This window comes from Streptomyces sp. NPDC046881, from assembly GCF_040645015.1.
In the GTDB taxonomy this organism is placed as follows: Bacteria; Actinomycetota; Actinomycetes; order Streptomycetales; family Streptomycetaceae; genus Streptomyces.
Map to the genome: position 1 here is coordinate 43,586 of NZ_JBEYXJ010000041.1, position 16,801 is coordinate 60,386.

11 protein-coding genes are annotated in these 16,801 nt (G+C 70.4%); 6 read left to right on the forward strand and 5 right to left on the reverse strand.

What is annotated here, in order from left to right:
* From glpK to ABZ923_RS20775, 3 genes are all read right to left on the reverse strand, one after another.
* Positions 1-1,539, reverse strand: coding sequence for a glycerol kinase GlpK (glpK, locus tag ABZ923_RS20765; RefSeq protein ID WP_361473721.1), 1,539 nt, complete (start codon positions 1,537-1,539; stop codon positions 1-3).
* A gap of 91 nt (positions 1,540-1,630) precedes the next feature.
* Entirely contained in the window at positions 1,631-2,425 is a 795-nt protein-coding gene (locus tag ABZ923_RS20770) for an MIP/aquaporin family protein (RefSeq protein WP_361473724.1), read from the reverse strand.
* Between the two features lie 341 nt (positions 2,426-2,766).
* Complete coding sequence (locus tag ABZ923_RS20775; protein ID WP_361473727.1) at positions 2,767-3,531, reverse strand: IclR family transcriptional regulator; 765 nt, start codon at positions 3,529-3,531, stop codon at positions 2,767-2,769.
* Positions 3,532-3,810: 279 nt separating this feature from the next.
* On the opposite strand from ABZ923_RS20775, the gene metH reads away from it, so the two are divergent.
* From metH to ABZ923_RS20795, 4 genes are all read left to right on the forward strand, one after another.
* A complete protein-coding gene (metH, locus tag ABZ923_RS20780; protein WP_361473730.1) occupies positions 3,811-7,326 on the forward strand; it encodes a methionine synthase in 3,516 nt (1,171 codons plus the stop codon).
* A gap of 112 nt (positions 7,327-7,438) precedes the next feature.
* Positions 7,439-8,140 carry an HAD family phosphatase gene (locus ABZ923_RS20785; RefSeq protein ID WP_361473733.1) on the forward strand — a complete coding sequence of 234 codons (702 nt, stop codon included), beginning with the start codon at positions 7,439-7,441 and terminating at the stop codon, positions 8,138-8,140.
* Positions 8,141-8,572: 432 nt separating this feature from the next.
* A complete protein-coding gene (locus tag ABZ923_RS20790; RefSeq protein ID WP_361473736.1) occupies positions 8,573-10,177 on the forward strand; it encodes an ABC transporter substrate-binding protein in 1,605 nt (534 codons plus the stop codon).
* Positions 10,178-10,276: 99 nt separating this feature from the next.
* Positions 10,277-11,854 (forward strand): ABC transporter substrate-binding protein, encoded by a 1,578-nt coding sequence (locus ABZ923_RS20795; protein WP_361473739.1) that lies wholly within the window; start codon positions 10,277-10,279, stop codon positions 11,852-11,854.
* 66 nt (positions 11,855-11,920) lie between these two features.
* Here the strand turns inward: ABZ923_RS20795 and ABZ923_RS20800 are convergent, their stop codons facing one another.
* Positions 11,921-12,592, reverse strand: a complete 672-nt coding sequence (locus ABZ923_RS20800) for a response regulator transcription factor (protein ID WP_030608351.1) — start codon at positions 12,590-12,592, stop codon at positions 11,921-11,923.
* A gap of 53 nt (positions 12,593-12,645) precedes the next feature.
* Positions 12,646-13,455 (reverse strand): PD-(D/E)XK nuclease family protein, encoded by an 810-nt coding sequence (locus ABZ923_RS20805; protein ID WP_361473770.1) that lies wholly within the window; start codon positions 13,453-13,455, stop codon positions 12,646-12,648.
* An 884-nt stretch (positions 13,456-14,339) separates the two neighbouring features.
* Between ABZ923_RS20805 and ABZ923_RS20810 the strand changes: the two genes are divergently transcribed.
* Both ABZ923_RS20810 and ABZ923_RS20815 read left to right on the forward strand, forming a co-directional pair.
* The gene (locus ABZ923_RS20810; RefSeq protein WP_361473743.1) at positions 14,340-15,794 is read left to right on the forward strand and encodes a site-2 protease family protein; all 1,455 of its coding nucleotides are present in this window, start codon (positions 14,340-14,342) and stop codon (positions 15,792-15,794) included.
* A gap of 39 nt (positions 15,795-15,833) precedes the next feature.
* Positions 15,834-16,736, forward strand: a complete 903-nt coding sequence (locus ABZ923_RS20815; protein ID WP_361473746.1) for a tRNA (adenine-N1)-methyltransferase — start codon at positions 15,834-15,836, stop codon at positions 16,734-16,736.
* Positions 16,737-16,801: the final 65 nt, after the last annotated feature.

Sequence of the window (16,801 nt, forward strand, 5' to 3'; positions counted from 1 at the left end):
TCAGCTCTCGTCCTCGATCCAGCCCATGGTCCGCTCGACGGCCTTGAGCCAGTTCTTGTACTCACGGTCGCGGGTGTCCGCGTCCATCTGGGGGGTCCATTCGGCGGCCCGGCGCCAGTTGGCGCGCAGTTCGTCGGTGCTGGACCAGAAGCCGACGGCGAGGCCGGCGGCGTAGGCGGCGCCGAGGCAGGTGGTCTCGGCGACCATCGGGCGCACCACGGGTGCGTCCAGGACGTCGGCGAGGGTCTGCATCAGCAGGTTGTTGGAGGTCATGCCGCCGTCGACCTTCAGGGCCACCAGCTCGTCGCCGGAGTCCTTGACCATGGCGTCGGCGATCTCCCGGGTCTGCCAGGCGGTCGCCTCCAGGACCGCGCGGGCGAGGTGCGCCTTGGTGACGTACCGGGTCAGGCCGGCGATCACACCGCGGGCGTCGGAGCGCCAGTGCGGGGCGAACAGGCCGGAGAAGGCCGGTACGAAGTAGGCGCCGCCGTTGTCCTCCACCGAGAGCGCGAGCGTCTCGATCTCGGCGGCGGTGGAGATCAGGCCCATCTGGTCGCGCATCCACTGCACCAGCGAGCCGGTGACGGCGATCGAGCCCTCCAGGGCGTAGACCGTCGGCTGGTCGCCGATCTTGTAACCGACCGTGGTCAGCAGACCGGCGTAGGAGTTGATGATCTTGTCACCGGTGTTCATCACCATGAAGGTGCCGGTGCCGTAGGTGGACTTGGTCTCGCCCTCGGAGAAACAGGTCTGGCCGAACAGGGCCGCCTGCTGGTCGCCGAGCGCGGAGGCGACCGGGATGCCGCCGAGCAGCTCGCCGAGCTTGCCGCCGGTGACCTCGCCGTAGACCTCGGCGGAGGAGCGGATCTCGGGCAGGATCTGCATCGGCACGCCGATGGACTCGCAGATCTTCTCGTCCCACTGCGTGTTGTGCAGGTTCATGAGAAGGGTGCGGGAGGCGTTGGTGACGTCGGTGACGTGACGGCCGCCGTTGACACCGCCGGTCAGGTTCCAGATGACCCAGGTGTCCATGGTGCCGAAGAGGATGTCCCCGGCCTCGGCGCGCTCCTGCAGCCCCTCGACGTTGTCGAGCAGCCAGCGGGCCTTGGGCCCGGCGAAGTAGGACGCGAGCGGCAGACCGGTCTCCCGGCGGAAGCGGTCCTGGCCGACGTTGCGGCCCAGCTCCCGGCAGAGCGCGTCGGTGCGGGTGTCCTGCCAGACGATGGCGTTGTGGACGGGCTCACCGGTGTTCTTGTCCCACAGCACGGTGGTCTCGCGCTGGTTGGTGATGCCGATGGCCTTGATGTCGTCGCGGGTGATGCCGGCCTTGGCGACAGCGCCGGCGACGACCTCCTGGACGTTGGTCCAGATCTCGTTGGCGTTGTGCTCGACCCAGCCCGGCTTCGGGAAGATCTGCTCGTGCTCCTTCTGGTCGACGGAGACGATACGGCCGTCCCGGTCGAAGATGATGCAGCGCGAGGAGGTCGTGCCCTGGTCGATCGCCGCGATGAACGGGCCTGCGGTGTGGGCGTCGGTCACTGTGTGCTCCTGAAAGTTCCGTGGTGATGGGGCTGCGCGTGCGGCGCGTGCTCGAAGACTCGGTGCTTGGTCAGGCTTCTCAAGAGGCTTCTCAAGCAAAGGCGACGTTGTAGATGCCTGCAGCGATGGCGCCGCCGATCAGCGGACCGACCACCGGGATCCAGGCGTAGCTCCAGTCGGAACCGCCCTTGTTGGGCAGCGGCAGCAGGGCGTGCACGATGCGCGGGCCCAGGTCGCGGGCCGGGTTGATCGCGTAGCCCGTCGGGCCGCCGAGCGACAGGCCGATGGACACCACCACGAGCGCGGTGATCAGACCGCCGAGGATGCCGAGGCCGTTGCCCTTGTCGTTCAGGCCCTGGGTGAGGACCGCGAGGATCAGCACCACGGTGCCGATGATCTCCGTGGCGAGGTTCTGCACCACGTTCCGGATCTCCGGACCGGTGGAGAAGACGCCGAGGACCGGGCCGGCGCCCTTCTCCTGGGCCTCCACGGCCTTGGCCGTGGTGGCCTGCGCGCCCGGACCGCCGACGATCTCCTTGTCGGTCAGGTGCGCGTGGAACTGGCCGTAGTAGGCGACCCACACCAGAGCCGCACCGATCATCGCGCCGAGCAGCTGCCCGGCGAGGTAGATCGGAACGTTGCTCCAGTCGCTGTCCTTGATGGCCAGGGCGACGGTGACAGCCGGGTTGAGGTGGGCACCGGACAGTGGTCCGGAGATGTACACGGCCGTGAGTACGGCGAAGCCCCACCCGAAGGTGATGGCGAGCCAACCGGCGTTACGGGCCTTGGAGGCCTTCAGCGTGACGGCGGCGCACACGCCACCGCCGAGCAGGATGAGTATGGCGGTACCGATGGTCTCGCCGATGAAGATGTCGGAGCTGGACACCCGCGACTCCTTTGTCCTTCGTCCAGGGAAGCCGAACCCCGGGTCCCACCGGGGGTTCTGGCGCCCTCGGGGGTGAGAGCGATGCCGGCCCTTGGCGTTGTCACACTCTAGCGCGTATTGCCGGTAGGTGTTCGACAATGCCGACCGATGGACGGGAGTCTTGCTTCGGCGTTACGCGTGCGTCAAGAGTTCTGTTATCGAAAACAGGATCGTTATTGATCGCTGCGGGTTATCGACCTTCGTGTACGGACGTACGATCTAGCCCCATTTGTCCATTTCAGGGTAGGGCGACGACCGGAACGCCGCCTGGCGTCCCGGTCGTTTCACGTCGTCGTCGCCGGTCAGAACCGCCCGGCGCCCAGGTCCCGCGAGACCGCGCGGGCACAGTCGCGCACCGCCGCGATCAGTTCGGGGCGCAGCTCGCCGTCCCGGCACAGCCGCTCCACGGCCCCGGTGATGCCGACCGCCCCCACGGGCATCCGGCGCCGGTCGTGGATGGGTGCGGCGATCGAGGCCACGCCCTCCCAGGTCTCCTCCACGTCGGCCGCGTAGCCACGCGCGCGCGTGATGTCGAGAAGGTGCTCGAAGTCGCCGGCATCGCACACCGTGCGGTCGGTGAAGGGTTTGCGGTCGGCCTCCAGCGCCTCGCTGTGCGCCACCGGGTCGTACGCGGAGAGCACCTTGCCCAGGGCCGTCGAGTGCAGGGGCTGCATGGCCCCGATCTCCAGCACCTGCCGGCTGTCGTCGGGCCGGAAGACGTGGTGCACGATGAGCACGCCCTGTTGGTGCAGCACACCCAGGTACACGCTCTCCCCGCTGGACCTGGCCAGGTCGTCGGTCCACACCAGGGCCCGCGCGCGCAGTTCGTGCACGTCGAGATAGGTGGTGCCGAGCCGCAGCAGCTCCGCGCCCAGCTGGTAGCGGCCGGAGGTGTCGTCCTGTTCCACGAACCCCTCCTGCTGGAGGGTGCGCAGTATGCCGTGGGCGGTTCCCTTGGCGAGGCCCAGCGACGAGGCGATGTCCGAGAGGCCGAGCCGTCGCTCGCCACCCGCGAGCAGCCGCAGCATCGCCGCCGCCCGTTCGAGCGACTGGATGTTCCGTGCCATCGCCGTTCTGCCTCCGTCCCCTTCGACTGCCCACGGTGTGGGAAGCCACCGTTCGGCAATGCCGAACACTACCGGTCGATGCCGACCTCCCGCTAATGGTCGGTCGGCACCTGTTACATCCGAGGTGACCTCCGCGTGGCACGGCGGTCACCCGCGTCCGTCTCGTGGACGCCTGTGCCCATCCAAGCCGACGGCCGGTTACTCTGGCGCCGTGCGGCACGCCCCGCCCCCCGGGGAAGCCGCATAGCCGACAGCCGTCGCATCCCAGGGAGCCCCTACATGGCCTCGTCGCCGACGTCCCCTTCCGCCGACAGCCGGACCCGTGCGTCCGCGCTCCGAGAGGCGCTCGCCACCCGTGTGGTGGTCGCCGACGGAGCGATGGGCACGATGCTCCAGGCACAGGAGCCCAGCCTCGAGGACTTCCAGCACCTCGAGGGCTGCAACGAGATCCTCAACGTCACCCGGCCCGACATCGTCCGCTCCGTCCACGAGGCCTACTTCGCCGTGGGCGTCGACTGCGTCGAGACCAACACCTTCGGGGCCAACCTGAGCGCCCTGGGCGAGTACGACATCGCCGAACGCGTCGCCGAGCTGTCCGAGGCCGGCGCCCGTATCGCCCGCGAGACGGCGGACGAGTTCGCCGCCCGCGACGGCCGGCAGCGCTGGGTGCTGGGCTCGATGGGCCCCGGCACCAAGCTGCCCACCCTCGGCCACACCACCTTCACCGCCATCCGCGACGCCTACCAGCAGAACGCCGAGGGCCTCCTCGCCGGCGGCGCCGACGCCCTGCTGGTGGAGACGACCCAGGACCTCCTCCAGACCAAGGCCTCCGTGATCGCCGCCCGCCGGGCGATGGAGACCGCCGGGTACGAGGTCCCGCTGATCGTGTCGGTGACCGTGGAGACCACCGGCACCATGCTGCTCGGCTCCGAGATCGGCGCCGCGCTGACCGCGCTGGAGCCGCTCGGCATCGACATGATCGGCCTGAACTGCGCCACCGGCCCCGCCGAGATGAGCGAGCACCTGCGCTACCTGGCCCGCCAGTCGCGCGTCCGCCTGTCCTGCATGCCCAACGCCGGCCTGCCCGTCCTCGGCAAGGACGGCGCCCACTACCCGCTGACCGCACCCGAGCTGGCCGACGCGCAGGAGACCTTCGTCCGCGAGTACGGCCTCTCCCTGGTCGGTGGCTGCTGCGGCACCACCCCCGAGCACCTGCGCCAGGTCGTCGAGCGGGTCCGGGACCTCACCCCCACCGAGCGCGACCCGCGCCCCGAGCCGGGCGCCGCCTCCCTGTACCAGTCGGTCCCGTTCCGGCAGGACACCTCCTACCTGGCCATCGGCGAGCGCACCAACGCCAACGGCTCCAAGAAGTTCCGCGAGGCCATGCTGGAGGGCCGCTGGGACGACTGCGTGGAGATGGCCCGCGAGCAGATCCGCGAGGGCGCGCACATGCTCGACCTGTGCGTGGACTACGTCGGCCGGGACGGCGTCGCCGACATGGAGGAACTGGCCGGCCGCTTCGCCACCGCCTCCACCCTGCCGATCGTCCTGGACTCCACCGAGGTCGACGTCATCCGGGCCGGCCTGGAGAAGCTCGGCGGCCGCGCGGTGATCAACTCGGTGAACTACGAGGACGGCGACGGTCCCGACTCCCGGTTCGCCAGGGTCACGCAGCTGGCGCGGGAGCACGGCGCCGCGCTGATCGCGCTCACCATCGACGAGGAGGGCCAGGCCCGTACCCCGGAGAAGAAGGTCGAGATCGCCGAACGGCTGATCGACGACCTGACCGGGAACTGGGGCATCCGTGAGGAGGACATCCTCATCGACACCCTGACATTCACCATCTGCACCGGTCAGGAGGAGTCCCGCAAGGACGGCATCGCCACCATCGAGGCGATCCGCGAGCTGAAGCGGCGGCACCCGGCCGTGCAGACCACGCTGGGCCTGTCGAACATCTCCTTCGGCCTCAACCCGGCCGCCCGCATCCTGCTGAACTCCGTCTTCCTGGACGAGTGCGTCAAGGCGGGCCTGGACTCGGCGATCGTGCACGCCTCCAAGATCCTGCCGATCGCCCGGTTCAGCGAGGAGGAGGTGCAGACCGCCCTCGACCTGATCCACGACCGCCGCAGCGAGGGCTACGACCCCCTCCAGAAGCTCATGCAGCTCTTCGAGGGCGCCACGGCGAAGTCCCTGAAGGCCGGCAAGGCCGAGGAACTGGCGGCGCTGCCCCTGGACGAGCGGCTCAAGCGCCGGATCATCGACGGCGAGCGCAACGGACTGGAGGCCGACCTCGACCAGGCCCTCCAGGACCGCCCGGCGCTCGACATCGTCAACGAGACCCTGCTGGACGGCATGAAGGTCGTCGGCGAGCTGTTCGGCTCGGGCCAGATGCAGCTGCCGTTCGTCCTGCAGTCCGCCGAGGTCATGAAGGCCGCCGTCGCCTACCTCGAACCGCACATGGAGAAGTCGGACGCCGAGGGCAAGGGCACGATCGTGCTGGCCACCGTGCGCGGCGACGTGCACGACATCGGCAAGAACCTGGTCGACATCATCCTGTCCAACAACGGCTACAACGTCGTCAACCTGGGCATCAAGCAGCCCGTCTCCGCGATCCTGGAGGCGGCCGAGGAGCACCGGGCCGACGTCATCGGCATGTCCGGGCTGCTGGTCAAGTCCACGGTGATCATGAAGGAGAACCTGGAGGAGCTGAACCAGCGCGGCCTCGCCGCCCGCTTCCCGGTCATCCTCGGCGGCGCCGCCCTCACCCGCGCCTACGTCGAACAGGACCTGCACGAGATCTACGAGGGCGAGGTCCGCTACGCCCGCGACGCCTTCGAGGGCCTGCGCCTGATGGACGCCCTGATCGGCGTCAAGCGGGGCGTCCCCGGCGCGAAGCTGCCCGAGCTGCGGCAGCGCCGGGTCCGGGCCACCGCCGCCGTCCAGGCCGAGGAGCGGCCCGAGGAGGGCCACGTCCGCTCCGACGTCGCCACCGACAACCCCGTGCCCACCCCGCCGTTCTGGGACACCCGCATCGTCAAGGGCATCCAGCTCAAGGAGTACGCGAGCTGGCTGGACGAGGGCGCGCTGTTCAAGGGCCAGTGGGGGCTGAAGCAGGCCCGCACCGGCGAGGGGCCGACCTACGAGGAACTGGTCGAGACCGAGGGCCGGCCCCGGCTGCGCGGCCTGCTGGACCGGCTGCAGACCGACAACCTCCTGGAGGCGGCCGTCGTCTACGGCTACTTCCCGTGCGTCTCCAAGGACGACGACCTGATCATCCTGGACGACCAGGGCAACGAGCGGACCCGCTTCACCTTCCCGCGCCAGCGCCGCGGCCGGCGGCTGTGCCTGGCCGACTTCTTCCGCCCGGAGGAGTCCGGCGAGACCGATGTGGTCGGCCTCCAGGTCGTCACCGTCGGCTCCCGCATCGGCGAGGAGACGGCCAAGCTCTTCGAGGCCAACGCCTACCGCGACTACCTCGAACTGCACGGCCTGTCCGTCCAGCTGGCCGAGGCCCTGGCCGAGTACTGGCACGCCCGCGTCCGCGCCGAACTGGGCTTCGCCGGCGAGGACCCCGCCGACATCCAGGACATGTTCGACCTGAAGTACCGGGGCGCCCGCTTCTCCCTCGGCTACGGCGCCTGCCCCGACCTGGAGGACCGCGCCAAGATCGCGGAGCTGCTCCGGCCGGAGCGGATCGGCGTCCACCTGTCCGAGGAGTTCCAGCTGCACCCCGAGCAGTCCACGGACGCCATCGTGATCCACCACCCGGAGGCGAAGTACTTCAACGCACGGTGACGCGTGTCCCAGCCAGCACGCTGATCGGATAAGTCGTACACTGGTCGGTCCACTGCAGGCCGGTTCCCAGCCCGGGAACCGGCCTGGTCGTCCCTCAAGGAGGTGCGCCAGGATGACCAGCACGGTCCCCGCGCTAGGAACCCGTACGGGCGAAGGCTCCGCCCTGCAGGCGGTACTGCTCGACATGGACGGCACTCTGGTGGACACCGAGGGTTTCTGGTGGGACGTCGAGACGGAGGTCTTCGCCTCCCTCGGACACACCCTGGACGAGACCTGGCGGCACGTCGTGGTCGGCGGTCCGATGACCCGCAGCGCCGGCTTCCTCATCGAGGCGACCGGCGCCGACATCTCCCTCGCCGAGCTCATGGTGCTGCTGAACGAGGGCTTCGAGGACCGCATCGGCCGCACCCTGCCGCTGATGCCGGGCGCCACCCGGCTCCTCGCCGAGCTGTACGAGTACGAGATCCCGACCGCCCTGGTCTCCGCCTCCCACCGGCGCATCATCGACCGCGTGCTGTCGGTGCTGGGCCCGCACCACTTCGCGCTGTCCATCGCCGGCGACGAGGTCTCCCGCACCAAGCCGTTCCCGGACCCGTACCTGCTCGCCGCGGCGGGGCTCGGTGCGGATCCGGCCAGATGTGCCGTCGTCGAGGACACCGCCACCGGGGTCGCCGCCGCCGAGGCCGCGGGCTGCCGGGTGGTCGCCGTCCCCTCCGTCGCGCCCATCGGCCCGGCCGCGGGACGTACCGTCGTCTCCTCTCTGGAAGAGGTCGACCTGGCATTTCTCCGGGGTCTGATGACGGAAATGCGCTAGACGTTCACCCAGCGTGCGATCTTCATTGGCCGCGCTGGACATATTTCCGGGGAAGTACACCCGGGGGGAATTCCCGGGCTGCCGACCGGCCGAATTCTGCTGACCGGCGGCACAGTTGGAGGTGTGACGTTCCCCACGCCGGAACGGCTCGACAACGTTGGCCAAGTGTGCTGACCCACCCCCGAGGGGGAGAAACGGCGGCACGTTGTGTCCCGATTGGGGAGACGCTGCACTAATCCTGCCGCTGTCGGGTTTTCGGTGTGTCCGCGGCCGGTTCCACTGCGTGATGGGTGGTCAACTCACGGCGCTGTGAACCGGGCTGCGGGCGCGGACTAATCTCATCGCGAGAACATCACCGCGAACCCTGTGATCCGCCGCACCACCCATGCATGCCGGATACATGGACCCGAACAGCTCTGGAGAAACCCCCGCATGAACCGCAAGACTTTGGTGCTGCCGGCGGTGGCCGGCCTGCTCACCCCGGTTCTCGCCGCGTGCGGCGGATCCGACAGCGGGAGCAAGAGCGGTGACGCCATCGTCGTCGGTACCACGGACCAGTTCACGGCCACCAAGGACGCCCCGGCGCCCCTCGACCCGGCCTACGCCTACGACGTCGGCACCTGGAACATCCTGCGCCAGTCGGTGCAGACCCTGATGGCCCAGCCCAAGGGCGAGGGCGACCCCGTCCCGGATGCCGCCGAGAGCTGCTCCTTCACCGACAGCGGCAGCGAGCGTTTCGCCTGCAAGCTGCGCGAGGGCCTGAAGTTCGCGAGCGGCGACCCGGTGACCGCCCAGGACGTCAAGTACTCCATCGAGCGTGCGCTGCGCATCAACGCGGACAGCGGTGTCTCGGCCCTGCTGAACACCATCGACACCATCGAGACGCAGGGTGACCGCGAGGTCGTCTTCCACCTGAAGACGGCCGACGCCACCTTCCCGTACAAGCTGTCCACCCCGGTCGCGGGCATCGTCAACCCGAAGGACTACGAGAAGGACAAGCTCCGGGACGGCTTCGAGGTCGACGGTTCCGGCCCCTACACCTTCCAGGCCGACGTCAAGGACGACGCGATCGTCAGCGCCACCTTCACCAAGAACCCCTCCTACCAGGGCAGCGTGACGGTGAACAACGACAAGGTCGAGCTGCGCTCCTTCCCCGACGCCGACGCCATGAGCGCCGCGATCGACAAGGGCGACCTCGACGTCATGACCCGCACCATGTCGCCCGCGCAGATCCAGAAGCTGGACGGCGGCGGCGACGACAAGGTCGACCTGGTCGACATGCCGGGCCTGGAGATCCGCTACCTCGCCTTCAACACCGACGCCTCCAGCGTCAAGTCCAAGGCCGTACGCCAGGCCATGGCCCAGCTCATCAACCGCGGCGAACTGGTCTCCAAGGTCTACGGCACCCAGGCCGAGCCGCTGTACTCGCTGGTCCCGGCCACCGTCACCGGCCACTCCAACTCGTTCTTCAACAAGTACGGCAACCCCAGCCTCGCCAAGGCCAAGGACCTGCTCACCAAGGCCGCCATCACCACCCCGGTGAAGCTGACCCTGCACTACACGACCGACCACTACGGCTCGGCCACCAAGCAGGAGTTCGAGGTCCTGCAGAAGCAGCTCAACGACAGCGGCCTGTTCGACGTCTCCATCGAGGGCCACCCCTGGGCGACCTTCCGGCCCGCCGAGCGGAAGGGCCAGTACGACGTCTACGGGATGGGCTGGTTCCCCGACTTCCCGGACGCCGACAACTTCATCGCGCCCTTCCTCGACAAGAACAACTTCCTGGGCTCGCCGTACAACAACAGCAGCATCCAGCGCACGCTGATCCCGCAGTCCCGCCGCGAGGCGGACCGGCTCAGCGCGTCCAAGAGCCTGACGGAGATCCAGGACATCGTCGCCGAGGACGTCCCGGTGCTGCCGCTGTGGCAGGGCAAGCAGTACGTCGCCGCGCGGGACGACATCACGGGCGTGGCCTACGCCCTCAACTCCTCCTCGACGCTCCAGCTGTGGGAGCTCGGCCGCGGTGTGAGCGGCTGACGGCTCTCCGTACCCGGGGCCGCGCACGGCGCGGCCCCGGCGCCCGGGACCAGGGACGGGGGCCCCGGGCTGACGAACCGACGACAAGGCACATTTCAAGTGAACATGCGCACCCAGTGGCCAGTCCTGCCCCTCGTGGCGGGACTGGCCTCCGGCCTGTTGACCGGCTGCGGCTCCGAGACCGGTGACTCCGGGGGCACCGGCTCCTCCGTGGTGATGGGGATGTCCGACGACGTCCTCGCCACGGACCCGGCGTCCGGCTACGACCCCGGCTCCTGGCTGTTGTTCAACAACGTCTTCCAGTCGCTGCTCAGTTTCCCCAAGGGCGCGACGGAACCCCAGCCCGAACTGGCGAAGCAGTGCGGCTTCACCGACACCCGGGCCATGGTCTACAAGTGCGAACTGAAGGACGGCCTGCAGTTCAGCAACGGTGACGCCCTCACCTCCGCGGACGTGAAGTTCTCCTTCGACCGCATGCTGAAGATCGACGATCCCGCCGGTCCCGCGATCATGTTCCCGATGCTCGACAAGGTCGAGACACCGGACGCGAAGACGGCCGTCTTCCGTCTGAAGGTGCCCGACGCCACCTTCCCCAGCAAGATCGCCTCCGGCGCCGGCTCCATCGTGGACCACCGCCAGTACGACGCGGACGGACTGCGCACCGACCACCAGGCCGTCGGCTCCGGCCCGTACAAGCTGGACTCCTTCGACAAGGACCAGGCGGACTTCTCCGTCAACGCCAACTACCAGGGCACCGCCAAGGTCAAGAACTCCGGCGTCACCCTGAAGTTCTTCCACGGCGACCGCACCGCCCTGAAGCAGGCCCTCCTCGACGGCGGCGTCGACATCGCCTACCGAGGCCTGACCGCCTCCGACATCGCCCAGCTCGACCAGCAGGACGACCAGGGCGTCGACGTCATCGAGGGCAGCAGCGCCGAGGTCCAGCACCTGGTCTTCAACATGAAGGACCCGGTGGCGGGCAAGCTCGGCGTCCGCAAGGCCATGGCCTACCTCATCGACCGCGACGCCCTCATCAAGGACGTCTACCAGGGCACCGCCACCGCCCTGTACTCGATCATCCCGGCGGGCGTCGCGGGCCACAACACCGCGTTCTTCGACACCTACGGCGCCCGCCCCTCCCGGGAGAAGGCCGCCGCCGCACTGCGCGCCGACGGCATCACCGGCAAGGTCAAGCTCACCCTGTGGTCCACGCCGTCCCGCTACGGCCCCGCCACCGACGAGGAGCTGAAGGCCATCGCCGGCCAGCTCAACGCCAGCGGACTGTTCGACGCCGACGTGCAGTCGGTGGCGTACGACCAGTACGAGAAGGACATCGCCGCCGGCAAGTACGGCGTGTACGTGAAGGGCTGGGTGCCGGACTACCCGGACGCCGACAACTTCACCGCGCCCTTCTTCGGCAAGGGCAACGTGCTGGACAACAACTACAGCAACCGCACCATCGTCAAGTCCCTGATCCCCGGCACCGCCGCGCAGAGCGACCGCGCCGCGACCGACAAGGACTTCGGGAAGCTGCAGGACATCGTCGCCGCCGAACTGCCCGTCCTGCCGGTGTGGCAGGCCAAGCAGTACGCGGTCGTCCGCGACGGCGTGTACGGCCTGGAGTACTGCCTGGACGCCTCCACGGTGTTCCGCTTCTGGGAACTCAGCAAGAGCTGACGCCGGATACGGCGAAGGGCGCCCCGCTCCGCAGGAGGGGGGCGCCCTTCGCCGTCGTACGGCTCCTCACTGGGCGCCGGGGCGCACCAGACCGCTCTCGTACGCGTACACCGCGGCCTGCACGCGGTCCCGGAGGCCCAGCTTGGTGAGCACGTGCCCCACGTGCGTCTTCACCGTCGTCTCGCTGACGAACAGATCCGCGGCGATCTCGGCGTTGGACAGCCCGCGCGCCACCAGCTTCAGCACCTCGACCTCACGGTCGGTCAGGGTGTGCAGGGTGTCCGGCACCGGCTCCTCGCCGGACGGCAGATGCGTGGCGTACTTGTCCAGCAGCCGCCGGGTGATGCTCGGCGCCAGCATGGCCTCGCCGTTCGCCACCACCCGGATCGCCTGCACCAGTTCGTTGGCGGGCGCGTCCTTGAGCAGGAAGCCGCTGGCGCCGGCGCGCAGCGCCTCCACCACGTACTCGTCCAGGTCGAACGTGGTCAGCACCAGCACCTTCGCCGGACCGTCCCGGCCGGGCCCGGTGATCTGCCGGGTGGCCTCCACGCCGTCCATCCGCGGCATGCGGATGTCCATGAGCACGACGTCCGGCTGGAGCGCGCGCACCTGGTCGAGGGCCTGCAGGCCGTCACCGGCCTCGCCGACGACCGCGATGTCCTGCTCGGCCTCCAGGATCATCCGGAAACCGGTACGCAGCAGGGGCTGGTCGTCGACCAGTAGGACGCGGATGGCCACGTGACACTCCTTCGCTAGTCCGGCCCCATTCTGCCCTGCCCGCTTCTCCCGGATCACCCGGTCCCGGACCGGGCCGGCCCCACCGGCAGCGGGTAGGGCGGGGGAGTGCCGCCGAACTCCGGGCAGTGCGCCTGATGGTCGCACCAGCCGCACAACTTGGTCGGCCGGGGCCGCCAGTTCCCCGTCTCCGTGGCCTGCCTGATGGCCTCCCACAGCGCGTGCAGCCTGCGCTCCACCCGCTCCAGATCGGCGGGCACCGGGTCGTACGTCAGCACGTCCCCGCTGCCGAGGTAGACGAGCTGGAGCCGGCGCGGGACCACCCGCTTCAGCCGCCAGACCACCAGGGCGTAGAACTTCATCTGGAACAGCGCGCCCTCGGCGTACTCCGGGCGGGGCGCCTTGCCCGTCTTGTAGTCGACGATCCGCACCTCGCCGGTCGGCGCCACGTCCACCCGGTCGATGATCCCGCGCAGCCGCAGCCCCGACTCCAGCTCGGCCTCCACGAACAGCTCGCGCTCGGCCGGCTCCAGCCGGGTCGGGTCCTCCAGCGTGAACCAGCGCTCCACCAGCCGCTCGGCCTCGGCGAGCCAGCCGGCCAGCCGCTCCCCGTCCGGGTCGTCCGCGAACAGCTCGGTCACCTCGGGCCGGGTCTCCCGGAGCCGGTCCCACTGCCCCGGGATCAGGGCCTTGGCCCGCGGCGCGGTCCGCTCCCCGGCGGGCGCGTCGAACAGCCGCTCCAGCACGGCGTGCACCAGCGTGCCCCGCGTGGCCGCCGCGCTCGGCTTCTCCGGCAGCCGGTCGATCACCCGGAACCGGTACAGCAACGGACACTGCATGAAGTCACTGGCCCGGGACGGCGACAAGGAACTGGGCGGCCCGGCCTTCCGCTCCCCACCCGCCCCCGACCGGGAAGCCCGCTCGTGGCCGTCGGCCGCCGGCACGTCGCCCGCACCCGGGACGCTGTTCCCATGGCCGTCGGTCGCGGGCGCGTCGGCCGCGCCGGTTCCGTCGGCCTCGCCGACAGCGCTAGCCGCGGCGCCGCTGGTGTCCGGGACGTCGGTTTGGTGGCCGCTGGTCGCCGGCGCGTCGGCCGGCCCCGGGACGCTGTTTGCGTGGCCGTCGGTCGCGGGCAGATCGGCCGCGCCGGTCTCGCTGACAACGCCTGCCGCGGCCTCGCCGGTGTTCGGGGCGTCGGCGGCCTCGTGGCCGTCGGCCGCCGGCACGTCGGCCGGACCCGGGACGCTGTTTGCGTGGCCGTCGCTCGCCGGCGCGTCGGCCGCGCCGGTCTCGCCGACAGTGCTCGCCGCCGCGCCGCCGGTGTTCGGGGCGTCGGTCGCTGCCGTGCCGGTCGGGACCGGGATGGCGTTGTCGCCGATCCCGGCCGGGCCGGGGGCCGTGCGCTCGTCGTTCCCGGTGGGGCCGTCGGCCGGTGGCTGCCCGGTGGCCGGTGCTCCGGCCGGGGCCGTGGGCGCGGGCATCGTCGGGACCGGTGGCCGGGGTGCGCTGGCCGGGGGTGTGCGGTCGGCGCCGCCCGGCCGGTCCGCCGCCTCGTCGATGCTGCTGTCCATGTCCACAGACCTTACGGCCCGCCACTGACAGTGACCCAGCCGCCGCCCGCGTCGACCGCGCGACCCCGGGGCAAACACAAGGGGTGCCGGGGCGAAACGTGCCACCACGGCCGCATACCATCGACCAGAGACCCCTTCCGTCCGGTAGGTGCGGAAGACGCTTCGAACGAGGGGACACCGTGGACGTGAGCGGCGGGAGCGGGCAGCCGCGGTCCGGCAACGACGAGCCGGCCGAGCACTCCGCTGACCCTACGGCCCCGGCGACCGGACCCACCGACCACTCCGGCCCCGAGCCCGACACCCCCGCGCCCCGAGCGGACGACGCCGAGGAGACCCGCGCCCCCGGCGCCGGCCCGGACAGCGACGGCGCGCCCGGCCCCGGCAACGACGAGCCGGCCGGCCCGGAACACCCCGCCCCGGAACACCGCACCCTCGCCCACTCCGGCATCGCCAAGGGCGAACCGCCCGAGCCCCGGCCGAAGGAACCCGGCGGCGGCATCCTCATGGGCCGCCCCTTCGGCGTGCCCGTCTACGTCGCCCCCAGCTGGTTCCTCGTCGCCGCCCTGATCACCTGGGTCTTCGGCGGACAGCTCGACCGCGTGCTGCCCGAACTGGGCGCCGCCCGCTACCTGGTCTCCCTCTTCTTCGCGGTCGCCTTCTACGCCTCCGTCCTGGTCCACGAGCTGGCCCACACGGTCGCCGCGATCCGCTTCAAACTCCCGGTCCGCCGTATCCAGCTGCAGTTCTTCGGCGGCGTCTCGGAGATCGAGAAGGAGGCCGAGACCCCCGGCCGGGAGTTCGTGCTGGCCTTCGTCGGCCCGCTGCTCTCCCTCGTGCTGGCCGGCCTGTTCTACCTCGCCATGAAACCGGTGGAGCCCGGCACCGTCCCCGGCGTCCTGCTGGCCGGCCTGATGATCTCCAACCTCATCGTGGCGATCTTCAACCTCCTGCCCGGCCTCCCCCTGGACGGCGGCCGCATGCTCCGCGCCGTCGTCTGGAAGATCAGCGGCAAGCCGATGACCGGCACGGTCGCCGCCGCCTGGGTCGGCCGCGCCCTCGCCGTCGCCGTCCTGATCGGCCTCCCGTTGCTCAACCAGTCCGGCGCCCTCGGCGGCAGTGGCGAGGACGTGGGCGGCATGGACACCGTCACCGACGCGCTGCTCGCCGCCATCCTGGCCGCGATCATCTGGACCGGCGCCGGCAACAGCCTGCGCATGGCCCGGCTCCGCGAACACCTCCCCGAGCTGCGTGCCCGCACCCTCACCCGGCGGGCCGTACCCGTCGAGAACGACACCCCGCTCTCCGAGGCGCTGCGCCGCGCCAACGCCGCCGGCGCCCGCGCCCTGGTCGTGGTGGACGCCGACGGCCACCCGCTCTCGCTCGTCCGCGAGGCCGCCATCGTCGGCGTACCCGAGCACCGCCGCCCCTGGGTGGCCGTCAGCGGCCTCGCCCAGGAACTGACCGAGGGCATGCGGGTCTCCGCCGAGCTGGCCGGGGAGGAACTCCTGGACGTCCTGCGCGCCACCCCGGCCACCGAGTACCTGGTGGTCGAGGAGAGCGGCGAGATCTACGGCGTGCTGTCCGCCGCCGACGTGGAACGGGCCTTCGTGAAGGCCATGGCAAGGCCGACCTGACTGGTCAGCCGCCCGGCAGGGAACCGGTAGGCTGGTCACATGTCCGAACCGACCGGTGCCGCCCGCAGGCGCGGGCCCTTCAAGGTCGGGGACCAGGTTCAGCTGACCGACCCCAAGGGCCGCCACTACACGTTCACGCTCGAAGCAGGGAAGAACTTCCACACCCACAAGGGCTCCTTCCCGCACGACGAACTGATCGGTGCTCCCGAGGGCAGCGTTGTCCGCACCACCGGCAACGTGGCCTACCTCGCGCTGCGCCCCCTGCTCCCCGACTACGTCCTGTCCATGCCCCGCGGGGCCGCCGTCGTCTACCCGAAGGACGCGGGCCAGATCCTCGCCTTCGCCGACATCTTCCCCGGCGCCCGCGTCGTGGAGGCCGGCGTCGGCTCCGGCTCGCTCAGCAGCTTCCTGCTGCGGGCCATCGGCGACCAGGGCATGCTGCACAGCTACGAGCGCCGCGAGGACTTCGCGGAGATCGCCAAGCAGAACGTCGAGCGCTACTTCGGCGGCCCGCACCCCGCCTGGCAGCTCACGGTCGGCGACCTCCAGGACAACCTGTCCGACACCGACGTCGACCGTGTCATCCTCGACATGCTCGCCCCCTGGGAGTGCCTGGAGGCCGTCTCCAAGGCGCTCGTCCCCGGCGGCATCCTGTGCTGCTACGTGGCCACCACCACCCAGCTCGCCCGGACCGTGGAGTCCATCCGGGAGATCGGCTGCTTCAACGAGCCGACCGCCTGGGAGACCATGATCCGCAACTGGCACATCGAGGGCCTGGCCGTCCGCCCGGACCACCGGATGATCGGCCACACCGGCTTCCTGCTCACCGCCCGCCGCCTCGCGGACGGCGTCGAGCCGCCCATGCGCCGCCGCCGCCCCGCCAAGGGCGCCTACGGCGAGGACTACGCCGGACCCAACGCCGACGGCGGCGCCGCCCGCTGACCGGCACGCGCGCGCACAACGTCAGGGCGCCGTGACCGAGTTCCCGCCGACCGGCGGGAACTCGG

Bases quoted from the DNA above. Each gene is read 5' to 3' on its own strand.
- ABZ923_RS20815 (WP_361473746.1), top strand. From the start codon at position 15,834: ATGTCCGAACCGACCGGTGCCGCCCGCAGGCGCGGGCCCTTCAAGGTC.
- ABZ923_RS20785 (WP_361473733.1), top strand. From the start codon at position 7,439: ATGACCAGCACGGTCCCCGCGCTAGGAACCCGTACGGGCGAAGGCTCC.
- ABZ923_RS20775 (WP_361473727.1), bottom strand. From the start codon at position 3,531: ATGGCACGGAACATCCAGTCGCTCGAACGGGCGGCGGCGATGCTGCGG.
- metH (WP_361473730.1), top strand. From the start codon at position 3,811: ATGGCCTCGTCGCCGACGTCCCCTTCCGCCGACAGCCGGACCCGTGCG.
- ABZ923_RS20790 (WP_361473736.1), top strand. From the start codon at position 8,573: ATGAACCGCAAGACTTTGGTGCTGCCGGCGGTGGCCGGCCTGCTCACC.